The organism is Pseudomonas sp. MWU13-2100, from assembly GCF_023242365.1.
GTDB lineage: Bacteria > Pseudomonadota > Gammaproteobacteria > Pseudomonadales > Pseudomonadaceae > Aquipseudomonas.
Genome location: NZ_JALLIX010000055.1, coordinates 16,400 through 37,634, shown reverse-complemented (window position 1 = coordinate 37,634; position 21,235 = coordinate 16,400). Strand labels below are relative to the sequence as shown.

Genomic DNA, 21,235 nt, shown 5'->3' with positions numbered 1-21,235 from the left:
CGCCGCCCTTGAGGCCCTCTTCGCGGATGAATCCGGCTCCCACAATCTCCGGGGCAAACCGAACGTTCGCACACGACCCAAGACTGTGGGAGCGGAGCTTGCCCGCGAAGCTTTTGACGCCCTTGAGGCCCTCTTCGCGGATGAATCCGGCTCCCACAATCTCCGGGGCAAACCGAACGTTCGCAGACGACCCAAGACTGTGGGAGCGGAGCTTGCCCGCGAAGCTTTTGACGGCATCAAGAGCCTCTTCGCGGCGGTCCGGCACTCCGGTAAATCCTGCTCCCACCATAGCGCTGTACTTCAGCCCAGCCCCACCTCCACCCGATCACCATTCAAGCGCACCGGCCAGACCCGCAAGCGCTGCTCCGGGTACTCGATACAGGTGCCATCCGTCAAACGGAAGTGCTGTTTATACAGAGGCGAGGCGATCACCAACTCGCCCTTCAGCGTACCGACGATGCCGCGCCCGATCACATTGGCCCCCGACTTCGGATCACGGTTATCAATGGCAAAGACCTGCTCACCAGCGCCGCCCTGGGGCAGGTGGAACAGCGCCACCTGGGCGCCGTCGAGCCAGGCCACCACGCCGGAATCGGCCACCAGGTCACCACGGCCGCACAGGGTTTTCCATTCGACGGCGTTCTGGCTACGTACCGCTGTGGTCATGTTCATCAGTTCAGCTCCTCGGTGACAGGGATCAGGTGCAGTTCGTGGGCACGGACCGGACGCCGCTGGCCACGCTCTTGGACAAAATGGATGGAAGGATCACCGCCGGCTTCATTGACGAAGGTGCGGAAGCGCTTGAGCTTCTCCGGGTCCTGCAGGGCGTTGGCCCATTCGCACTGGTAACGGTCGATCAGCAGATTCATCTGTGCCTCCAACTCGTCGGCCAGGCCCAGGCTGTCGTCAATGATCACCGCCTTGAGATAGTCGAGGCCGCCCTCCAGGCTTTCCCGCCACACCGAAGTGCGCTGCAGACGGTCAGCGGTGCGGATGTAGAACATCAGGAAACGGTCGATGTAGCGGAGCAACGTCGCGTCGTCGAGATCGGTGGCGAACAGCTCGGCATGCCGTGGGCGCATACCACCATTGCCGGCGACGTAGAGATTCCAGCCCTTCTCGGTAGCGATCACGCCAATGTCCTTGCTCTGCGCCTCGGCGCATTCACGGGTGCAGCCGGAGACCGCCAGCTTGAACTTGTGCGGCGCGCGCACGCCCTTGTAGCGGTTCTCCAGCAGCAGGGCCATGGCGACGCTGTCCTGCACGCCATAACGGCACCAGGTGCTGCCGACGCAGGACTTCACCGTGCGCAGCGATTTGCCGTAGCCGTGACCGGTTTCGAAACCAGCGTCCACCAACTCGCCCCAGATCTGCGGCAACTGGTGCAACTGGGCGCCGAACAGGTCGATCCGCTGGCCGCCGGTGATCTTGGTGTACAGATCGTACTTCTTCGCCACCGCACCCAGGGCAATCAGTTTGTCCGGGGTGATCTCGCCGCCGGCGATACGCGGGATGATCGAATAGGTGCCGTTTTTCTGCATGTTGGCCATGAAGGTGTCATTGGTGTCCTGCAACGGCACCAACGCCGGGTCCATGATCGGCTGGTTCCAGCACGAAGCGAGGATCGAGCCCACCGCCGGCTTGCAGATATCACAGCCAACATGGCCCTTGCCGTGGCGCGCCAGCAGCGCGTCGAAAGATTCGATGCGCTCGACCCGGACAATGGCGTACAGCTCTTGGCGAGTATGGGCGAAATGCTCGCACAGGCTCTTGTCCACCGTGACGCCACGGGCGCTCAACTCGTGCTCGAAGACCTGCTTGAGCAGTGCGCTACAACCGCCGCAGCCGGTGGCCGCGCGGGTGCAGGACTTGAGTTCGGCGAGGTCGCTGCAACCGCCGTCGATGGCCGAGCAGATCGCTCCTTTGCTGACGTTATGGCAGGAACACACGGTGGCGGTCGCGGGCAAGGCGTCCACGCCCAGGGCCGGTGCCGCTTCGCCCAATGGCAGGATCAGACCGGCGGGATCGGCCGGCAGGTCGATGCCATTGCTGACGTACTGCAACAAGGTGTCGTAATAGCTGTTGTCACCCACCAGCACCGCACCGAGGGCACGCTTGCCGTCGGCGGACACCACCAGGCGCCGGTAGCTGGCGCTGGCCTCGTCGATAAAGCGGTAGCTGCGTGAGCCTGGTGTGGCGCCATGGGCATCGCCAATGGAACCGACATCGACACCGAGCAACTTGAGCTTGGTCGACATGTCCGCGCCCATGAACGGCTCGCTGTCTTCGCCACAGAGTTGCGTGGCGACCGCGCGGGCCATCTGGTAACCCGGGGCGACCAGGCCGAAGATGCCGCCGTTCCAGGCCGCGCACTCGCCGATGGCGTAGATGTCCGGGTCGCTGCTGACGCACTGGCTGTCGATAGCCACCCCGCCACGCGGGCCGAGCTCCAGGCCAGACTGCCGGGCCAGCGCATCCTGGGGACGGATACCGGCGGAAAACACAATCAGGTCGGCCTCGAGGAAATCCTCGCCGGCGAAGTTCATCCGGTAGCGATATTCACTGCCGGTGCTGATCGACTGGGTACCACGGGACAGATGTACTCTGACCCCCAGCGCCTCGATCTGGTCCTTGAGTGCCTGGCCGCCTTGTTCATCCAGTTGGACCGGCATCAGCCGTGGCGCGAACTCCACCACATGCGCTTCCAGCCCCAGGGACTTGAGGGCATTGGCCGCTTCCAGGCCCAACAGGCCACCGCCGACCACCACGCCACGCCGGGCATTTTTCGACGCGTCGCGAATGCGGTCGAGATCGCCCAGGGTCCGATAGACCAGCCGCGAGTCGCCTTCGGCGCCTTCGATCGGTGGGACGAAGGGGAAGGATCCGGTGGCCAGCACCAGCTTGTCATAGGCCAGGCAACCGTCGGCGGTGATCACCTCGCGACGTTCGCGATCAATCTCCAATACCGGGCGGCCCAGATGCAAGGTCACACCGAGGGTCTGGTACAACGCGATATCGCCGAGGGCCAGGGCCTGCGCATCGCGGCCGCTGAAATATTCGGACAAGTGCACGCGATCATAGGCACGCTGCGGCTCTTCGCTGAACACATGAATCTGATACTGCGCCAGGGCGCCGCGCTCGACCAATTGCTCGACGCAGTGGTGACCCACCATGCCGTTGCCGATCACCACCAGCGTTGGCCGGGTATTCAAGGTCGCTGAATAGCTGTTCATAGGAAGCATCCGTCAAAGCCAATCCGGTTTTTCGAAGGCAAAAAAAAACGCCCGGAACCAAAAGGTTCCAGGCGCCTTTGCCTGTTCGTGCTGCCGGCCCGTGGGCCTGACGCAGTCATGTTCACCCGGGCCGGTTGTGGCCAAACGATCGCCGTTGATCGACGGGGCATCCCACTCGCGCCATCGCGGTGAGGTGCAAGAGGCTATGCATCGCTTGTGCCATATCGGCCACGGCGGCTTTCCCTGGGGCTTGTCGTCAAGGCCGAACACGCGCCCCGTGGGAGCGAATTCACCGGGACGCCGGGCTGCCGCGGGGGGCTCTGGAGACCGCCAAAAGCTTCGCGGGCAAGCACCGCGCCCACAGAGATGGTGGGAGCTTGTGGGAGCCGGATTTATCCGCGAAAGGGCCGCTGAGAACGCCAGAAGCTTCACCGGTGATCGAGCATCGACCGGCCAGACAAAAGCGCCAAAACAGTGCAATAACGCCCGGCACGCCCCATTGCAACGCCGGTTTTCGTCTTCCAGCGCCACACCGCCAGCCCCGCATCCGCCCGCCCCCAGACGCCCGGGCATGGCATGCCGGCCCTGTTCGCCCCACTCTGCCAGCCACCCGTGCAGACCCGTCCGTGATAGTTGGCGCGGGCATTGCTAATGCTTGCATAGGCCATCAACGTCGATGGCACCTTATTTCACTTTCCAGGCAACAGTCACGACAAAGGCGCCGTGCCGCTCCCGTTGAATAACGTGGAGCCGCAGGCGCCTTTTTTCGTTTCTGCCGGACCCGGCTGCCAACCCGTGGCGCATCATCGAGGACGCACAATGACCGATACCCAGGTGGCCAGCAAAACCGTGCGCAGCGTCTGTCCTTATTGTGGCGTAGGTTGCGGCATCGTCATGCAGGTCGAGAACAACCTGATCGTCAAGGTTTCGGGCGACAAGCAACACCCGAGCAACTTCGGCCGCCTGTGCACCAAGGGCAGTACCTGCGGCCAGGCCGTGGCCGATTCCGGGCGCATGGAAAACGCTTTCCTGCGCTCGCAACGCAACCGCGACCCGGCACGGGTCGGCATCGACCAGGCCATCAGCGCCACCGCCAGCCGCCTGCGGAGCATTATCGACAGTCATGGCCCTGACGCCGTGGCGCTCTATGTGTCCGGGCAGATGTCCCTGGAAGCCCAGTACCTGGCCAACAAACTGACCAAGGGCTTTATCCGCAGCCGGCATATCGAATCCAACTCGCGCCTGTGCATGGCCAGCGCCGGCAGTGGCTACAAGCTGTCGCTGGGGGCCGACGGTCCGCCGGGTTCCTATGAGGACTTCGAGCACAGCGAGCTGTTCCTGGTGATCGGCGCGAACATGGCCGATTGTCACCCGGTCCTGTTCCTGCGCCTGCTCGATCGGGTCAAGGCCGGGGCCAAGCTGATCGTCGTCGATCCGCGCCGCACCGGCACCGCCGACAAGGCCGACCTGTTCCTGCAGATCAAGCCGGGCACCGACCTCGCCCTGCTCAACGGCCTGCTGCACCTGCTGGTGAAAAACGGCCACGACCACCGCGACTTTATCGCCGCCTTCACCGAAGGCTGGGAAGTGATGCCCGACTTCCTCGAAGACTACCCGCCGGCCCGGGTCGCCGAACTGACCGGCCTGGCCGAGGCCGACCTGCACCAGGCGGCGCAGTGGATCGGCCAGGCCGCCAACTGGATGAGCTGCTGGACCATGGGCCTCAACCAGAGCGTACAAGGCACCTGGCACACCAACGCGCTGTGCAACCTGCACCTGGCCACCGGCAGCTTGTGCCGTCCCGGTAGCGGGCCGTTCTCCCTGACCGGACAACCCAACGCCATGGGCGGACGCGAGATGGGCTACATGGGCCCCGGCCTGCCGGGCCAGCGCTCGGCGCTGGTGGCCGGCGACCGCGCCTTTATCGAACAGCTATGGCGGCTGGCCCCCGGCAGCCTGCGGGCCGAAGCCGGCGAAGGTACCGTGGCGATGTTCGAGGCCATGCGCGCCGGCAGCATCAAGGCCTGCTGGATTATCTGCACCAACCCGGTGGCCAGCGTGCCCAACCGGCAGAACGTCATCGAGGCACTGCAGGCCGCCGAACTGGTGATCAGTCAGGACGCCTATCTGGATAGCGAAACCAACCGCTACGCCGATATCCTCCTGCCCGGCGCCCTGTGGGCCGAGGCGCAAGGCGTGATGATCAACTCCGAACGCAACCTGACCCTGATGCAGCAGGCCGTGCAGCCACCCGGTGAAACCCTCCCGGACTGGCAGATCATCGCCCGCGTGGCCTGCGAAATGGGTTATGCCGAGGCCTTTACCTATGACAGCGCCGAGGCCGTGTTCGAGGAGATCAAACAGGCCTGGAACCCCAAGACCGGCTATGACCTGCGCGGCGCCAGCTATGCCCGCCTGCGCGAGCAGCCGCTGCAATGGCCGTGCGCCGAGGCGCAAGGGGCCACGCGCAATCCGATCCGCTACCTCAACAACGGCCTCAGCCAGACGCTGAAATACCACCAGGACGGCCAGCAACCGGCGATCGCTTTCCCGACCGAAAGCGGCAAGGCGCAGTTTTTTGCCCGGCCGCACCTGATGCCGGCGGAAATGCCCGACGAGGAATTCCCCCTGGTACTCAATACCGGGCGGGTGCAGCACCAATGGCACACCCTGACCAAGACCGGCAAGGTGCCGACCTTGAACAAACTCAACCCCGGCCCCTTCGTGGAAATTCATCCCGACGACGCCACGCGCCTGGGCATCAAGGAACGCGACCCGGTGCAGATCCGTTCGCGGCGTGGCCGCGCGGTGCTCCCGGCGGTGATCACCGACCGAGTCCGTCCAGGCAACTGCTTTGCGCCCTTCCACTGGAACGATGTGTTCGGCGATGACCTGGCGATCAATGCCGTCACCAGCGACGCCATCGACCCGCTGTCGCTGCAGCCGGCGTTCAAGTTCTGTGCGGTCAACCTGTTGGCCCTGGCGCCGGCGCCCAGCCAGCCGGTCCCCGAACTTGCCCTGGCCGGCGCCTCGACTGTCGCCTCGGAGGGCCTTTCACCCATGCAGATCAACGCCTTCGCCCGCCTGCTCAACCTCGATATCCCGGCGCAATTGAGCCTGGCCGCCGATGAGCAGTTGTATATGCAGGGCTACCTGCTGGGCCTGCGCAGCGCCGAGGCCAAGGTGCCGGGCGTGCCCACCCTGCCCGGCAGCGCGCCCTTTGACGCGGACAAGCGCTTGCTGCTCAATGGCCTGCTCGCCGGCCTGTTTTCCCGCACTGCGAGCACCTTGCCAGAACCGCAGGCCGCCGCCATGGTCCAGGCCCCATCCGCCGAATGGCTGGTGCTCTGGGCCTCGCAAACCGGTAACAGCGAGGAGCTCGCCCAGGCCTGTGCCAAGCGCCTGGACGCCGCCGGCCAGCGAACCCGCCTGCGGGCCATGGACGAGGCCGGTCTTGACGACCTGCGCGCCGCCGCCAGCGTGCTGCTGGTCACCAGCACCTTCGGCGACGGCGACCCGCCGGACAACGCCGCGGGTTTCTGGCAGACCCTGCAAGGCGCCCAGGACCAGGCCCTGGCGCAAAGCCGCTACAGCGTGCTGGCCCTGGGCGACAGTAACTACGATCAGTTCTGCGGCTTCGGCCGCAAGCTCGACGAGCGCCTGAGCGAACTCGGGGCTGAACGCCTGCTGCCGCGCCTGGAGTGCGAGCAAGATGCCCAGCACGCTGTCGAACCCTGGCTCAGCACCTTGTGCACGGCGCTCAGCGGCCCGTCCGTGCCCGCCACCACGCTCCCGGCAATCGCCGCCAGCGCTGCCGTGGGCGCAACGGCGCCGCCGGCCCCGAGCGACATCGGCAGCCCCTACAGCCGTCATCACCCGTTGCACGCCCGCCTCCTGCACAACCAGGTGCTGAATGCCGCCGGTGCGGAAAAGGAAACCCGGCACCTGGTGTTCGACCTCGCCGACCAGGACTTCCCCTACCAGGCCGGCGATGCCCTCGGCGTCTGGCCGAGCAACAGCCCGGAGTCGGTCGACCAATTGCTGGACATCCTGCAACTGGACGGCGACAACCCGGTCACGCTCAAGGACAAGGCGCCGATGACACTGCGCGAGGCCCTGCTCGAGCACCTGGACATCACCCGCATCACCCCGGAGATCCTGCGTCGGGTCTGCGGGCTCTGCGCCAGCCCCTGGCTGGATGAATTGCAGGAGGAAGCCAACCAGGCCCGGCTCAAGGACTGGCTCTGGGGCCGGCAATTGCTCGACCTGCTGCACGAGTTCCCGATCAGCCTCGGCGCCAACCAGTTGATCAGCCTGCTCAAGCCTTTGCAGCCGCGTCTGTACTCGATTTCTTCCAGCGCGAAGGTCACCCCAAACCAGGTGCACCTGACGGTGTCCACGGTACGCTACCGGCATGGCGAACAGCTCCGTGGCGGAGTCTGCTCGACCTTTCTCGCCGACCGGGCCGCCACGACCGGAGCACGCCTGTTTATCCAGCGCACCACGCACTTCCGGGTCCCGCAGGACCCACGCACGCCGCTGATCATGATCGGCCCCGGCACCGGTATCGCGCCATTTCGCGCTTTCCTGCAGGAACGCCAAGCCCAGGGTGCCGAAGGCAAGAACTGGTTGTTTTTCGGCGAGCAACGCGCCGCCCGCGACTTCTACTACCGCGAGGAGCTGGAGGCCTGGCTACGCAGCGGTCATCTGAGCCGCCTGGACACCGCGTTCTCCCGTGACCAGACTGAAAAGATCTACGTGCAGCAGCGCATGCTCGAAGCCGGCGCCCAGCTCTGGAGCTGGCTGGAGCAAGGCGCCAGCGTCTATGTCTGCGGCGATGCCGGCCGCATGGCCAAGGACGTCGATGCCGCGCTGAAGAAAATCGTCCAGGTCCACGGGCGGATGAGCGCCGGCGCGGCGGGCTTGTATGTCAGCGCCCTGAGCAAGGATCGACGCTACCTGCGTGATGTCTATTGAGAGGCAACTTGTCACTGTAGATACGCGGTCACTGCAGGAGCTGGCTTGCCGGCGATGGGGCCCTTGAGCCTGGCGGCGCTCACCCGGACGTCATCGCCGGCAAGCCGGCTCCCACAGGGGGCACGGCTATCGGCACAACTCTTGCTCCGCCTTGTGATAGGCGCCAGCCCCACAGCTTCAGGAATCAGCGCATGCACAACGATTTGGCAAGGTCCCCATTGGCCTGGGTAGCAGGCAGCGATGCCCCGGAAAAGAACGTACTCAACCTCGGTTATATGCCCCTGAGCGACAGCGCCTCCCTGGTGGTCGCGGCCACGCAGGGCTTCGCCCAACCCTATGGCCTGACCCTCAATCTGCAGCGCCAGAACTCCTGGGCCGGCCTGAGCGACAAGCTGGTCAGCGGCGAACTGGATGCCGCCCATGGCCTGTACGGAATGATCTACGCCATCCAACTGGGCATCAGCGGTACACCGGCCACCGACATGGCGGTGCTGATGGGCCTGAACCAGAACGGTCAGAGCATCAACCTCTCGCAACCGCTCAAGGAAGCCGGTGTCACCAGCGCCCAGGCCCTGCAACAACGTGTTCGCAATGGCCCGGCCAAACTGACCTTCGCCCAGACCTACCCTACCGGCACCCACGCCATGTGGTTGTATTACTGGCTGGCCAGCCAGGGCATCCATCCGCTGGAAGACGTCAACAGCGTGGTGGTACCGCCACCGCAAATGCTCGGACACCTGCAAGCCGGACGCATCGACGGTTTCTGTGTCGGCGAACCCTGGGGCGCCCATGCCATCGAGCGGGGCCAGGGTTTTACCCTGACCACCAGCCAGGCGATCTGGCCGGATCATCCGGAAAAGGTCCTGGCCTGTACCCGCGCCTTTGTCGAAGAGTACCCCAACACCGCGCAAGCCCTGGTGATGGCGGTCCTGGAGGCCAGCCGCTTTATCGAAGAGAGCCAGGAAAACCGTCGCAGCACCGCGCAATTGCTCAGCGGCAGCGACTACCTCGACGCGCCCCTGGCGAGCATCGAGCCACGCCTGCTGGGCCGCTACGACGACGGCCTCGGCCGACACTGGCAAGACCCCCATGCCCTGAGCTTCCATGCCCGCGGGGCAGCCAACTATCCATACCTCTGCGACGGCATGTGGTTCATGACCCAGTTCCGTCGCTGGGGCCTGCTGCGCGAAGCGCCGGACTACCTGGGCGTGGCGCGCCAGGTCCAGCAACTCGAACTCTACCGTCGTGCCGCGAACGCCCTGGACATCCCCATACCCAACGCACCGATGCGCAGCAGCAGACTGCTCGATGGCCGGCTCTGGGACGGTTCCGACCCGGAAGCCTATGCCCGCGGTTTTGCCCTGCATGCCCTTAATGATCACTGACAGGAGCTGGCCGTCATGCTGAAAATCCTGCTGATCAACGATACCTCGAAGAAACTCGGGCGCCTGCGCACGGCCTTGAGCGAAGCCGGTTTCGAGGTGATCGACGAATCCGGCCTGACCATCGACCTGCCCGCGCGGGTCGAGGCGGTGCGCCCGGATGTGCTGCTGATCGACACTGACTCGCCCAGCCGTGACGTGCTCGAACAGGTGGTGCTGCTGAGCCGCGACCAACCGCGCCCGATCGTCATGTTTACCGACGAGCACGACCCCGCGGTAATGCGCCAGGCGATCAAGGCCGGGGTCAGCGCTTATATCGTCGAAGGTATCCAGTCCGAACGCCTGCAACCGATCATGGACGTGGCCATGGCCCGCTTCGAAAGCGACCAGCACCTGCGCGCGCAACTGCAGGCCCGCGATCAGCAGATCGCCGAGCGCAAGCGCATCGAAATGGCCAAGGGGCTGCTGATGAAAATGAAGGGCTGCGACGAGGCCGCCGCCCATACCCTGATGCGCCGCCAGGCCATGAGCAAGCAGCAGAAGCTGATCCAGGTCGCCGAACAGGTGATCGCCATGAGCGAACTGCTCGACTGAGACGCACCGCAACGCAGCACGGCCCTGTCAGTGGGCTGCGTTGTGGGGCACGAGCTTCCCGGCCCCTACCGACAACCTGCCGGCAACGCCCTCGAAAGGCCGAGCTTGAGCGCCGGAAGGACTCGGACTGAAAGCTGGCACACATAGTGCTCTGACAATACCCGGTAGCCAACGGCGGCTGCCCCACCCCCGACAAAGACGTCGCATTTCCCTTCGTGAAAACGAGCAGGGATGCGGCGTTTTTGCGTTTTTGGCGTCGGTGAACGGGACAGGCAGCCGGTGAACATCACCCGCCCGCAGCCCCCAGCCTTCGTTGACCCCTTTGGCAGATGAGGTGTTAGATGCACAACAGTTTCTGGAAAGCCGGCCACACACCGACCCTGTTCGCGGCGTTCTTGTATTTCGACCTGAGCTTCATGGTCTGGTACCTGCTCGGGCCGCTGGCGGTACAGATCGCCACCGACCTGCAACTGACCACGCAACAGCGCGGTTTCATGGTTGCCACGCCGATCCTGGCCGGGGCCATCCTGCGCTTCATCATGGGCATGCTCGCCGACCAACTGTCACCGAAAACCGCCGGCATCATCGGCCAGGTGATTGTGATCGTGGCCCTGCTGGCGGCCTGGCAACTGGGTATCCACAGCTATGAACAGACCTTGTTGCTGGGCGTCTGCCTGGGCATGGCCGGGGCCTCCTTCGCCGTCGCCCTGCCCCTGGCTTCGCAGTGGTACCCGCCGCAACATCAAGGCAAAGCGATGGGCATCGCCGGGGCCGGCAACTCGGGCACCGTGATCGCCGCCCTGGCCGCTCCGCTGCTGGCCGCCGCCTTCGGTTGGGTCAATGTATTCGGCCTGGCCCTGATCCCCCTGGTGTTGACCCTGACGCTGTTCAGCCTGATGGCGCGCAATGCCCCCAACCGCGCCAAGGCCAAATCCATGGCCGACTACCTGGCCGCCCTCGGCGACCGTGACAGCTGGTGGTTCATGTTTTTCTACAGCGTCACCTTCGGCGGCTTTATCGGCCTGGCCAGCGCCCTGCCCGGTTACTTCCATGACCAGTACGGCCTCAACCCGCAAACCGCCGGCTACTACACCGCCGCCTGCGTGTTCGCCGGCAGCCTGATGCGCCCGTTGGGCGGCGCCCTGGCGGATCGTTTCGGCGGGATTCGCGCCCTGCTCGGCACCTACGCCATTGCCACCCTGTGCATCGGCGCGGTGGGTTTCCACCTGTCCAGCTCAGTGGCGGCCCTGGCGCTGTTCGTCATTGCCATGCTCGGCCTCGGTGCGGGCAACGGCGCGGTATTCCAACTGGTACCACAGCGTTTTACCAAGGAAATCGGCGTGATGACCGGCCTGGTCGGCATGGCCGGCGGTATCGGCGGCTTCCTGCTCACGGCCGGGCTGGGGGCGATCAAGCAGAGTACCGGTGACTACCAACTGGCCCTGTGGTTGTTCGCCAGCCTGGGTCTGATCGCCTGGTTCGGCCTCTACGGAGTCAAGCGCCGCTGGAGAACCACCTGGGGTTCGGCAGCTTTCTCCGCTGCCCGGGTCTGATCGTCGATCATGGGCCTGCAACTCAGTTATGCCGAAGCCAGCGCCAGCGGCCCGCGGGAACAGAACCAGGATGCCACGCGCCTGGTCATCCCGGTGCCCGCCCTGGCCGCCAGCAAGGGTTATCTGTTCGCCCTGGCCGACGGGGTCAGCCAGTGCGCCGACGGCGGCCTGGCCGCGCGCTCGACCTTGCAGGCCCTGGCCCTGGACTATTACGCCACGCCGCCGACCTGGGGCGTGTCGCAAGCCCTGGACCGCCTGCTGCTGGCGCAGAATCGCTGGCTGCATGCCAACGGCGGGCAGTCGCCGCTGTTGACCACCCTCAGTGCGCTGGTACTGCGCGGGCGTTCATTCACCCTCGCGCATATCGGCGATTGCCGGGTGTATCGCTGGTTTGCCGGGCAATTGCAGCGCATCAGCGAAGATCACGTCTGGGACCAGGCCGGCATGCAGCATGTGCTGAAACGGGCGCTGGGCCTGGAACAGCATCTGGTGGTCGACTACCTGGAAGGCGAGTTGCGCCAGGACGAACAGTTCCTGATCCTCAGTGACGGTGTCTGGGCCACCCTCGGCGACGCCTCGATCATCGGCATCCTGCAACGCGATCTGTCGCTGGAAGACACCACCCGGACCCTGGTCGAGGCCGCGCATCAATCCGGTAGCCAGGACAACGCCAGTGCCGTGCTGGTGCGCATCGATGAACTGGCCGACAGCGACCTCGACGATCTGCTCGGGCAAGCCGAGCAATGGCCGCTGCCACCGACACTGAAACCGGGGCAGTGGTTCGAGGGCTGGCGGGTCGAGGGCCTGTTGAAACAGAGCCGCCAGTCACTGCTGTACCGGGTCCACGATGCGCAGCAACAGTCCTGGTTGCTGAAAACCCTGCCGCCGCAGCGTCAGGACGACACGGCCGCCGCCCAGAGCCTGCTGTTGGAAGAATGGTTCCTGCGGCGCATGGCCGGCCGCCACTTCCCCGAGGTGCATCCCGCCGAGCAGCGCCAGCACCTGTATTACCTGATGCGCGAATACCCGGGAATGACCCTCGCCGAACACTTCGAGGCTCATGGCCAACTGGGTCTCAACCAGGGGCTGGAGTTGGCTTTACGAATGCTGCGGGCGGTGGGCCAACTGCACCGGCGCAATCTCCTGCACCGTGATATCAAGCCGGAAAACCTGCTGCTGGGGGTCGACGGCGAACTGCGGGTGCTGGACTTCGGACTGGCCTACTGCCCCGGGCTGAACCGCCAGCGCGATGGCGAATTACCGGGCACCCCCAGCTATATCGCCCCGGAAGCCTACGGCGGCGCGCCACCGAGTGCGGCGCAAGATCTGTATAGCGTCGGCGTCAGCCTGTATTACCTGCTGACCGGGCACTACCCCTATGGCGAAATCGAAGCCTTCCAACGTCCCCGGTTCGGCTCGCCGGTACCGGCCAGCCGTTATCGCCCGGACCTGCCCGACTGGCTCGAACACAGCCTCGGCAAGGCCCTGGCCAGCGACCCGGCGCAGCGCTACGAAACCGCCGAGGAATGGCTGCTGGCGCTGCAACAGGCCGAGCACTTGCCGGCGCCGCGCCCTCGGCCCTTGCTGGAACGCGAGCCGCTCAAGGTCTGGCGCGCCCTGGCCCTTGGCTCCCTGCTGTTGAACCTGATCCTGCTGGCCTGGCGACTGCACGGCTGAAGCGAACACCTCCTGGAGAACTGAATATGCATGGCAAAGTCTGGTTGGTTGGCGCCGGTCCCGGTGACCCGGAACTCTTGACCCTGAAAGCAGCGCGAGTCCTGCGCGGCGCCCAGGTAGTGATGGTCGATGACCTGGTCAATCGCGCCGTGCTCGAACATTGCCCCGACGCCCGGGTGATCGCCGTGGGCAAACGCGGTGGCTGCCGTTCGACGCCGCAGGCGTTTATCCATCGGCTGATGCTGCGTTATGCCCGCCAGGGCAAATCGGTGGTCCGCCTCAAGGGCGGCGACCCGTGCATCTTCGGCCGCGCCAGCGAAGAAGCCGACTGGCTGCAGGCCCGTGGGATCGAGGTCGAAGTGGTCAACGGCATCACCGCCGGGCTGGCCGGGGCCACCCATTTCGGCATCCCGCTGACCTTGCGCGGCGTGGCCCGTGGCGTGAGCTTCGTCACCGCCCATACCCAGGACGACAGCCCGCTGGACTGGACCGCCCTGGCGCAAAGCGGCACGACCCTGGTGGTCTACATGGGCGTGGCCAAGCTGGCGGAAATCCGCGCCAGCCTGATCGCCGCCGGGCTCGCCGCCAGTACCCCGGTGGCGCTGATCGAGAACGCCTCGCTGCCCCAGCAACGCGAATGCCGCAGCGACCTGGCGAACATGCACGAAGATGCCCTGGCGTTTGAACTCAAGAGCCCGGCGATCCTGGTGATCGGCGAGGTGGCGGCCAGCGCGTCAAGCCAGCTTCAAGCCGCCCGTTCGTCCCCGGGGCTGCGTTCGAAATAGCGCTTGTATTCGCGACTGAACTGCGACGAGCTCTGATAACCGACGCGATGAGCGACCTGCGCCACGCCCAGGCCGTCGGCCAGCAACAATTGCTGCGCCTTGAGCAGGCGCAGGCGCTTGAGGTATTGCACCGGCGACAGCAGGGTGACGCGCTTGAAATGCTCGTGGAAGGTCGACAGGCTCATATTCGCGCAACTGGCCAGGGTCTCGACGTTCAAGGGGTCGGTGTAATGGGCATGCAAAAGGCTCAGGGACGCCGCGATCCGGGAAAAATGCCCCTGCTGCTCCACCAGCGCCCGCAGCACTTCCGACTGCGGCCCGCGCAAGGCGGCGAACAACAACTCGCGCACCCGCGCCTCGCCCATGACCCGACACTCCAGCGGGTCCCGCAGGCAATGCAGCAAGCGTTCGACGCAACCACGCATGCTGTCGTCGAGCACCACCGAGGCCATCGACTCCGGGGTCTGGGCCGCCGCCGGGCTGTCATGGTTGAGGCCCATGGCCAAGACCAGCTCGCCCAGCACCGCCCGGTCGATCGCCACGGAAATCCCCAGCAGGGGCGCGCCATCACTGCCGGCAAAGGTCTCGCACTCAAAGGGCACCGAAAGGGCCTGGATCAGATAGTGTCCGGCGCCATATTCCAGGGTTCGCACCCCCAGGTAGGCCAGCTTGCTGCCCTGGACAATGATCATCAGGCTCGGCTCGTAGATCTGCGGCCCCCGGGCCACATCACAGCCGACGCGCAACACTTGCACGCCCGGCAACAGGGTCGGGACGAAGCCGTCGCGAGTGGCCAGAGGCTCGATCAGCGCAACCAGGGGGGCATTGGCGTCCAGGTGACGGGTCAACAGCATGGCAAAAACTTCATGGAAAGAGGGATGGGAACATCTTCGCAGGTCCGGGGACACAGGCGAATGGCGAAAACGCGATACCGGAGGAATAGGCAAGACACGCGGAGGAATCGCCATGGCCGTATCCGCAGCCGGCGCAGAGAATGGCTCGCCTCAACCGTCACAGCTTTGCGAGGTTTCTCATGTATACCGCCATCGGTTACGCCGCCCAATCCGCCACCACGCCCCTCGCCCCCATGTCCTTCCAGCGTCGCTCGCCGCGACCTGACGATGTCGCCATCGAAATTCTCTACTGTGGCGTTTGTCACTCCGACATCCACCAGGCGCGCAACGAGTGGGGCATTGCCGTCTACCCGTTGATGCCTGGCCATGAAATCGTCGGCAAGGTCACCGCCGTCGGCGCCAGCGTCAGCCGGCACAAGGTCGGTGACCTGGTGGGTGTCGGCTGCATGGTCGACTCCTGCCGCCATTGCGAAGCCTGCTCCGCGGACCTGGAACAATATTGCCTCGAAGGCCCGACGCTGACCTACGCCACCCCTGATCGGGTCGATGGCAGCAACACCATGGGCGGTTATTCCGACAGCATCGTGGTCAGCGAACACTTTGTCGTGCGCATTCCGGAAAAACTCGACCTGGCCAGCGCCGCGCCGATTCTCTGCGCCGGCATCACCACCTACTCGCCGCTCAAGCACTATGGCGTCAAGCCGGGGGACAAGGTCGGGATTCTCGGCATGGGCGGCCTGGGCCATATGGGCATCAAGTTCGCCAAGGCCATGGGCGCCGAAGTCACCCTGTTCACCCGTTCGGCGAGCAAGGCCGAGGAAGCCCGTCGCCAGGGTGCCGACCATGTGATCGTGTCCACCGACGCGGCACAGATGATGGCTGCGGCGGGGCGCTTCGATTTCCTGCTGGACACCATCCCGGTGCAGCATGACCTCAACCCCTACCTCGACACCCTGACCTACGATGGCGTGCATATCCTGGTGGGCCTGATCGAACCGGTGGACCCGGCGTTGCATGCCGCCAAACTGGTGCTCAAGCGCCGGGTGCTGGCCGGCTCGCTGATCGGCGGGATTGCCGAAACCCAGGAAGTCCTGGATTTCTGCGCCGAGCACGGCATCAGCTGCGACATCGAAATGCTCGACATCCGCCAGATCAACGAGGCCTACAGCCGCATGATCGCCGGTGACGTAAAATACCGTTTCGTGATCGACATGGCGACGCTCAAGGCCTGATAAAGGCACAAGATAAGTGTGGGAGCGGTGCTTGTCGGCGAAGATTTTTGGCGGTCTTGCGGGCCTCTTCGCGGATAAATCCGGCTCCCACGGTACCTGCGTGGCACGCAGAAGTTGCGTCAGACGCGGCATTGTTGGAAATCCGCCTCCCACAGTACCTACGTGGCACGCAGAAGTTGCGTCAGATGCGGCATTGTTGGAAATCCGCCTCCCACAGTACCTGCGTGGCACGCAGAAGTTGCGTCAGATGCGGCATTGTTGGAAATCCGCCTCCCACGGTACCTGCGTGGCACGCAGAAGTTGCGTCAGACGCGGCATTGTTGGAAATCCGCCTCCCACGGTACCTGCGTGGCACGCATATATTGCATCAGACGTAACATTGTGGGAGCCGGATTTATCCGCGAAGAGGCCCGCAAGACTGGCATCAGCCTCACTGCATGTCACCGTCGGCGCAACGGCCCCATGCTATATTCGCGTCCCTTTCCGACCCAAAGAAGGAATGCCGACGTGAACAAGAAGACCGGCATCAGAGCCCAGCAAGCCGACCAGACCCGCGCACGTATTCTCAAGGCGGCGGTGAAGGTGTTCACCCGCGACGGTTATTCCGGTGGCCGGGTCGAAAGCATTTCCCGCGAGGCCGAATCCAACGACCGCATGCTCTACTACTACTTCGCCAGCAAGGAGCGCCTGTTCATCTGCGTACTGGAACACATCTACGAGCAGTTCAACAAAGCCGAAAGCAAGCTCAAGCTGAACCTGGAGGAACCACTGCAAGCCTTGCGGGACCTGGTGGCATTCGTCTGGAACTACTACGTCAAGCACCCCGAATTCGTCGCCATCCTGAGCATCGAGAACCTGCACCAGGGCCGCCATGCGCAGCAGTCGGGCGAACTGCGGCGACTGTCCGGTGAAGCGGTGGGCGTGCTGCGTCCGATCCTTGAAGCCGGTCAGGCCAAAGGCATCTTTCGCGAGGACCTGGACATCAAGCACCTGTACCTGATGATCGCCTCGCTGTGTTATTTCTATAACTCCAACCAGCACACCCTGAGTTCGTTCCTCGGCGAGCCGCTGGCCGAGAAACGCCAGCAACAGGACTGGCTGGCGTTTATCAGCGACCTGGTGGTACGTGGGGTGCTGCGCCTGCCGTAGCCCTCTGTCACACAAAAATCATTGAGGCGAACACATTATTGTGGCGAGCGGGCTTGCCCGCGTTGGGGTGCGAAGCGCCCCTAAAACCTGCCATCGCGGTGTATCAGATATAACGGGGATCATGGTTTTGCGGCTGCTTCGCAGCCGAGCGCGGGCAAGCCCACTCGCCACAATATTCCAGCATCCACCAGAAACATCCCCTCGCCCCCCAGATTTGATCAGTGCGTACCGGGATTGGCGCGTACATGCGCCACCGTTTTTTCCAGCCCTTGCCACACCGACGCCTCACCGGCAAACCGACTGCGCAGATACGCCGCCAACTCCGCCACCTGGGTATCCGACAAACTGTCCTTGAACCCCGGCATATAGCCCAGGTCCCGGGTCGCCGGATTCTGGATCCCCTGCAGGATCACCTTGAGCAGGTTGTCCGGGACATCGCTGTGCACATTGCTGTTGCTCGCCAGCGACGGACTGACCCCGAACAGCGTCGGTCCCAATCCATCGGCGTGGCAACCCTGGCAGGAACCTTCGAACAGCCGCTGGCCGTTGCTCAGCGACAACTTCACCTCGGGCACTGCCTTCCGCGCAGCGGCGACCGGCCGCGTCACCTGCTCCACCACCCGTGCCTCGGCCTGCGCCTGGTTCAGCGAAGCCAGGTACACCGCCATCGCCCGCACATCTTCCTTCGGCAATTTCGCCAGCTCGGTGACCACCGGCCCCATCGGCCCCGTCGCCACGCCATGGGCATCGGAGTAACCGCTGCTCAGATAGCTGAACAGCTGATCCTCGGTCCACGGCGTCGGCGCCTTCGACAGGCCGTTCAATGCCGGCGCCTCCCAGCCGTCGACCATGGCCCCGGACAGAAACGCCGCCCCGCCCTTCTGCGCGCCGAAGAGATTGCGCGGCGAATGACAGGCCGCGCAGTGCCCCAACCCATTGACCAGGTAAGCCCCGCGATTCCATTGCGCGCTACGCTGCGACTGCACCTGGATTTCGCCCTTGCGCAGGAACAAGGCATTCCAGCCGGCCATCAACGGCCGCTGGTTGAACGGAAAACCCAGCGCATTGGCCTTGGCCGCCTGGCTGACCGGCGCCTGCGACATCAGGTAGGCGTACAGCGCCTGCATATCGGCATCGTTGATATTGCGGAACGCCGTATAGGGAAACGCCGGATACAGATTGCGCCCGTCGCGGCCGATCCCGTCCCGCATCGCCCGCTCGAACGCCGGATACGACCAACTGCCGATGCCGGTCTGCACATCCGGGGTGATATTGCTGCTGTACAGCGTGCCGAACGGCGTCGCCATCGCCAGCCCGCCGGCATTGGTCGCGCCGCCCGGCGCCGTGTGGCACACCGCGCAATCGCCGACCGCCGCCAGCAAACGCCCGCGCTCCAGCGTCGCCGTCGACCAGGTCCCAGCATCGGGCGGTGCGATAGGTGCGATCTCGCCATGCCAGGGCCAGGCCGTGGCGGCCATGCCGAGCAGCGCGCCGAAAGCCGCGAACAACGAACCGAACAACCATTTCGAACGCTTCTGCGGCGACTTCGGCGGGTCCCCGGCGGTCCCGGCATTGAGCGCCTGCAACACCCGCTCCGGGGTAATCGGCAGCTCGCGGAAACGGATCCCGGTGGCATCGAAGATCGCATTGGCAATCGCCGCCGCGCTCGGTACCGAGGCCGACTCGCCGGCGCCCATGGGCGGCTCGCTCTGGCGCGGCATCATCAGCACATCGATCTGCGGCACCTCGGGAAAGGTCAGGATCGGATAACCGCCCCACTCCTTGCTCGACACCGTCGACTCCTCGAAGGTCACCCGCTCCTTGAGCACCCGGCTGGTGGACTGGATCACATTGCCGTGAATCTGGTGCCGCACGCCGTCGGGGTTGATCATCATCCCCGAGTCATGGCCGATCACCACCCGGGTCACCGAGACATCGCCGGTCTGCCGGTCCACCGCCACATCGGCGACCCAGGCCGCCCACGCCGCGCCGAAACCGGGAAACTTGCTGTGGATATAACGCGCATAGGCAAAGCCGCGACCGCGCAGCAGATGGTCTTCATTCGGCGTCTGCATCGGCGCGGTGCGCGGGGTCCAGGCGGCGCGCTCGGCGGTGGATTTAACCAGGTCCACGGCGCGCTGGTCCGGCAGGTAACGCAGGCGATACTCCACCGGATCGACCCCGGCGGCAAAAGCCAGCTCGTCGATATAGGACTCATGGGCAAAGGTGTTGGGCAAGGCCGATACCCCGCGCATCCACGAGGCGCGGACAATCGGCGACATGTCGTTGATGCTGACCCGCATATGCTCATAGCCGTAAGGCGGGATCGAAGTGCGGTCGCCCATTTCGAACATCGCCGCCACCGGCTCGACCCGGCCGGTCAGCAGCAAGGCGAGGGTCGGCGCGCCGTTGGACGGGTAGCTGGTCTGGAAATCGTAGGCGGCCACGCTGCCGTCGGCATTCAGCCCGCCATCAATGTCCATCAGTTGCGCCGTGCCCTTGGGTTCCCAGGCATGCTCCTGGTCGCGGGTCAGCTGCACCCGCACCGGCTTGCCCACGGCGCGGGACAACAACAGGGCGTCGGCGCAAACGTCATCGGCGCAGTTGCGGCCGTAACAGCCGGAAGCCTCCATGCGGATGATCTCGATACGTTCTTCCGGGTACTCCAGCAGCCAGGCCAGGTCCGCCCGCAGCAGGTGCGGATTCTGGCTACCGGACCAGACCCGGATGCCCTCCTCGTGATAATCCGCAAGGCCACAGGACGGACCGATGGAGGCGTGCATCTGATAAGGCCAGAGGTAGGTGCGCGGCATGCGCTGGCTGGCAGCGGCGAGTGCCGCATCGACGTTGCCCTGATCCAGCACCGTGCGCTTGATCCTAGGATTGTCGCGAATCGCCTGCTCGACATCGCTCAGGTCCGGCAGCTTCCGCGTCCAGTCCTTCCAGCGCACCCGCAGTTCCCGCGCCGCCTTCGCCGCCTGCTCTTCACGCAACGCGACCACCCCGATAAAGTCGCGAATCACCACCACCGCGACGATCCCCGGGATATGCGCGATGGATGACTCATCAACCGCCAGCAGACTGTTGCCGACAAAGTCGCCGCTGTCGAAACCGGCATAAGGCGGACGCACGACCCGACCGTGGAGCATGTCCGGCACGCGCATGTCATGCACGTAGATCAGCTCGCCAGTGGCCTTGGCCGGAATATCCACCCGCGCCGTGCCCTTGCCCACCAACCGATAGTCTTCGACCGGCTTGAGCGGCGCATTGCCGCTGATGCGCAACTGGTCATGCTCGCCCGCCACCAGTTCGCGGTAGCTCAAAGCCCGGCCATCCGCGGCTTTGACGATGCCGCGTTCGACCCGCAGCGCTTCCACGCTCAGCGACCAGCGTGCGGCGGCGCGCTGCAGCAGGAAACGCCGGGCTTCGGCGGCGGCATTGCGCAGGGGAATCGCGGAAATCTGCAGGGTCGCGCTGGCAATAGTCGCGCCCTGGTTCGGCGCGCGTTCGGTATCGCCGAGCACCATGCACACCTGCTCCAGCGCCAGGTCCAGCTCTTCGGCGACGATCTGCGCCAGCGAGGTGCGAATGCCGGTGCCCAGGTCCACATGGCCGTTGAAGGCATAGACCCGGCCATCGTCGTTGACCGCGATAAACAGCCCCTGCTCCTTGGGTTTGACCACGGGCGTGCCGCCCTTGGCCACCGGCCCCGAGGGCGGCAGGATGTCGTCGACGACCAACAGCACACCGGTCTTGGCCAGCCATTGGTCGCGGGTTGGGATGGCGTCGCTCATGGTCG

General features: G+C 64.9%; 13 protein-coding genes. 8 read left to right on the top strand and 5 right to left on the bottom strand.

From position 1 onward, the window contains the following. The 3 genes from M5B99_RS26830 to nirB all read right to left on the bottom strand — a co-directional run. On the bottom strand, positions 1–265 hold a 265-nt coding region (locus M5B99_RS26830), incomplete at its 3' end, for a hypothetical protein (protein ID WP_248806890.1). A 35-nt stretch (positions 266–300) separates the two neighbouring features. Next, positions 301–672 (bottom strand): nitrite reductase small subunit NirD, encoded by a 372-nt coding sequence (nirD, locus tag M5B99_RS26825; RefSeq protein WP_248806889.1) that lies wholly within the window; start codon positions 670–672, stop codon positions 301–303. Then, entirely contained in the window at positions 672–3,233 is a 2,562-nt protein-coding gene (gene nirB, locus M5B99_RS26820; protein ID WP_248806888.1) for a nitrite reductase large subunit NirB, read from the bottom strand. Before nirB ends, nirD begins: the two co-directional genes overlap by 1 nt. Positions 3,234–4,067: 834 nt before the next feature. On the opposite strand from nirB, the gene M5B99_RS26815 reads away from it, so the two are divergent. The 6 genes from M5B99_RS26815 to cobA all read left to right on the top strand — a co-directional run bounded on the left by M5B99_RS26815 (position 4,068) and on the right by cobA (position 14,201). Continuing rightward, positions 4,068–8,210: a sulfite reductase subunit alpha gene (locus M5B99_RS26815; RefSeq protein ID WP_248806892.1), complete on the top strand. Its 4,143-nt coding sequence runs from the start codon at positions 4,068–4,070 to the stop codon at positions 8,208–8,210. A gap of 191 nt (positions 8,211–8,401) precedes the next feature. Further along, on the top strand, positions 8,402–9,595 hold the full coding sequence (locus tag M5B99_RS26810) for a CmpA/NrtA family ABC transporter substrate-binding protein (RefSeq protein ID WP_248806887.1): 1,194 nt from the start codon (positions 8,402–8,404) through the stop codon (positions 9,593–9,595). Positions 9,596–9,610: 15 nt separating this feature from the next. Beyond that, complete coding sequence (locus tag M5B99_RS26805; protein ID WP_248806886.1) at positions 9,611–10,186, top strand: ANTAR domain-containing response regulator; 576 nt, start codon at positions 9,611–9,613, stop codon at positions 10,184–10,186. A 341-nt stretch (positions 10,187–10,527) separates the two neighbouring features. Next, positions 10,528–11,739, top strand: coding sequence for a nitrate/nitrite transporter (locus tag M5B99_RS26800; protein ID WP_248806885.1), 1,212 nt, complete (start codon positions 10,528–10,530; stop codon positions 11,737–11,739). Positions 11,740–11,748: 9 nt separating this feature from the next. Then, the gene (locus M5B99_RS26795; RefSeq protein WP_248806884.1) at positions 11,749–13,416 is read left to right on the top strand and encodes a bifunctional protein-serine/threonine kinase/phosphatase; all 1,668 of its coding nucleotides are present in this window, start codon (positions 11,749–11,751) and stop codon (positions 13,414–13,416) included. Between the two features lie 26 nt (positions 13,417–13,442). Then, a complete protein-coding gene (gene cobA, locus M5B99_RS26790; protein WP_248806883.1) occupies positions 13,443–14,201 on the top strand; it encodes a uroporphyrinogen-III C-methyltransferase in 759 nt (252 codons plus the stop codon). Here cobA and M5B99_RS26785 read toward each other — a convergent pair. Continuing rightward, a complete protein-coding gene (locus tag M5B99_RS26785) occupies positions 14,162–15,055 on the bottom strand; it encodes an AraC family transcriptional regulator (RefSeq protein ID WP_248806882.1) in 894 nt (297 codons plus the stop codon). The genes cobA and M5B99_RS26785 overlap by 40 nt on opposite strands. A gap of 179 nt (positions 15,056–15,234) precedes the next feature. On the opposite strand from M5B99_RS26785, the gene M5B99_RS26780 reads away from it, so the two are divergent. Then, positions 15,235–16,287 (top strand): NAD(P)-dependent alcohol dehydrogenase, encoded by a 1,053-nt coding sequence (locus M5B99_RS26780; RefSeq protein WP_248806881.1) that lies wholly within the window; start codon positions 15,235–15,237, stop codon positions 16,285–16,287. Positions 16,288–16,749: 462 nt separating this feature from the next. Then, positions 16,750–17,436 (top strand): TetR/AcrR family transcriptional regulator, encoded by a 687-nt coding sequence (locus tag M5B99_RS26775; RefSeq protein WP_248806880.1) that lies wholly within the window; start codon positions 16,750–16,752, stop codon positions 17,434–17,436. A gap of 218 nt (positions 17,437–17,654) precedes the next feature. On the opposite strand, the gene M5B99_RS26770 is transcribed toward M5B99_RS26775, so the two are convergent. Next, a complete protein-coding gene (locus M5B99_RS26770) occupies positions 17,655–21,230 on the bottom strand; it encodes a molybdopterin cofactor-binding domain-containing protein (protein WP_248806879.1) in 3,576 nt (1,191 codons plus the stop codon). Positions 21,231–21,235 lie beyond the last annotated feature (5 nt).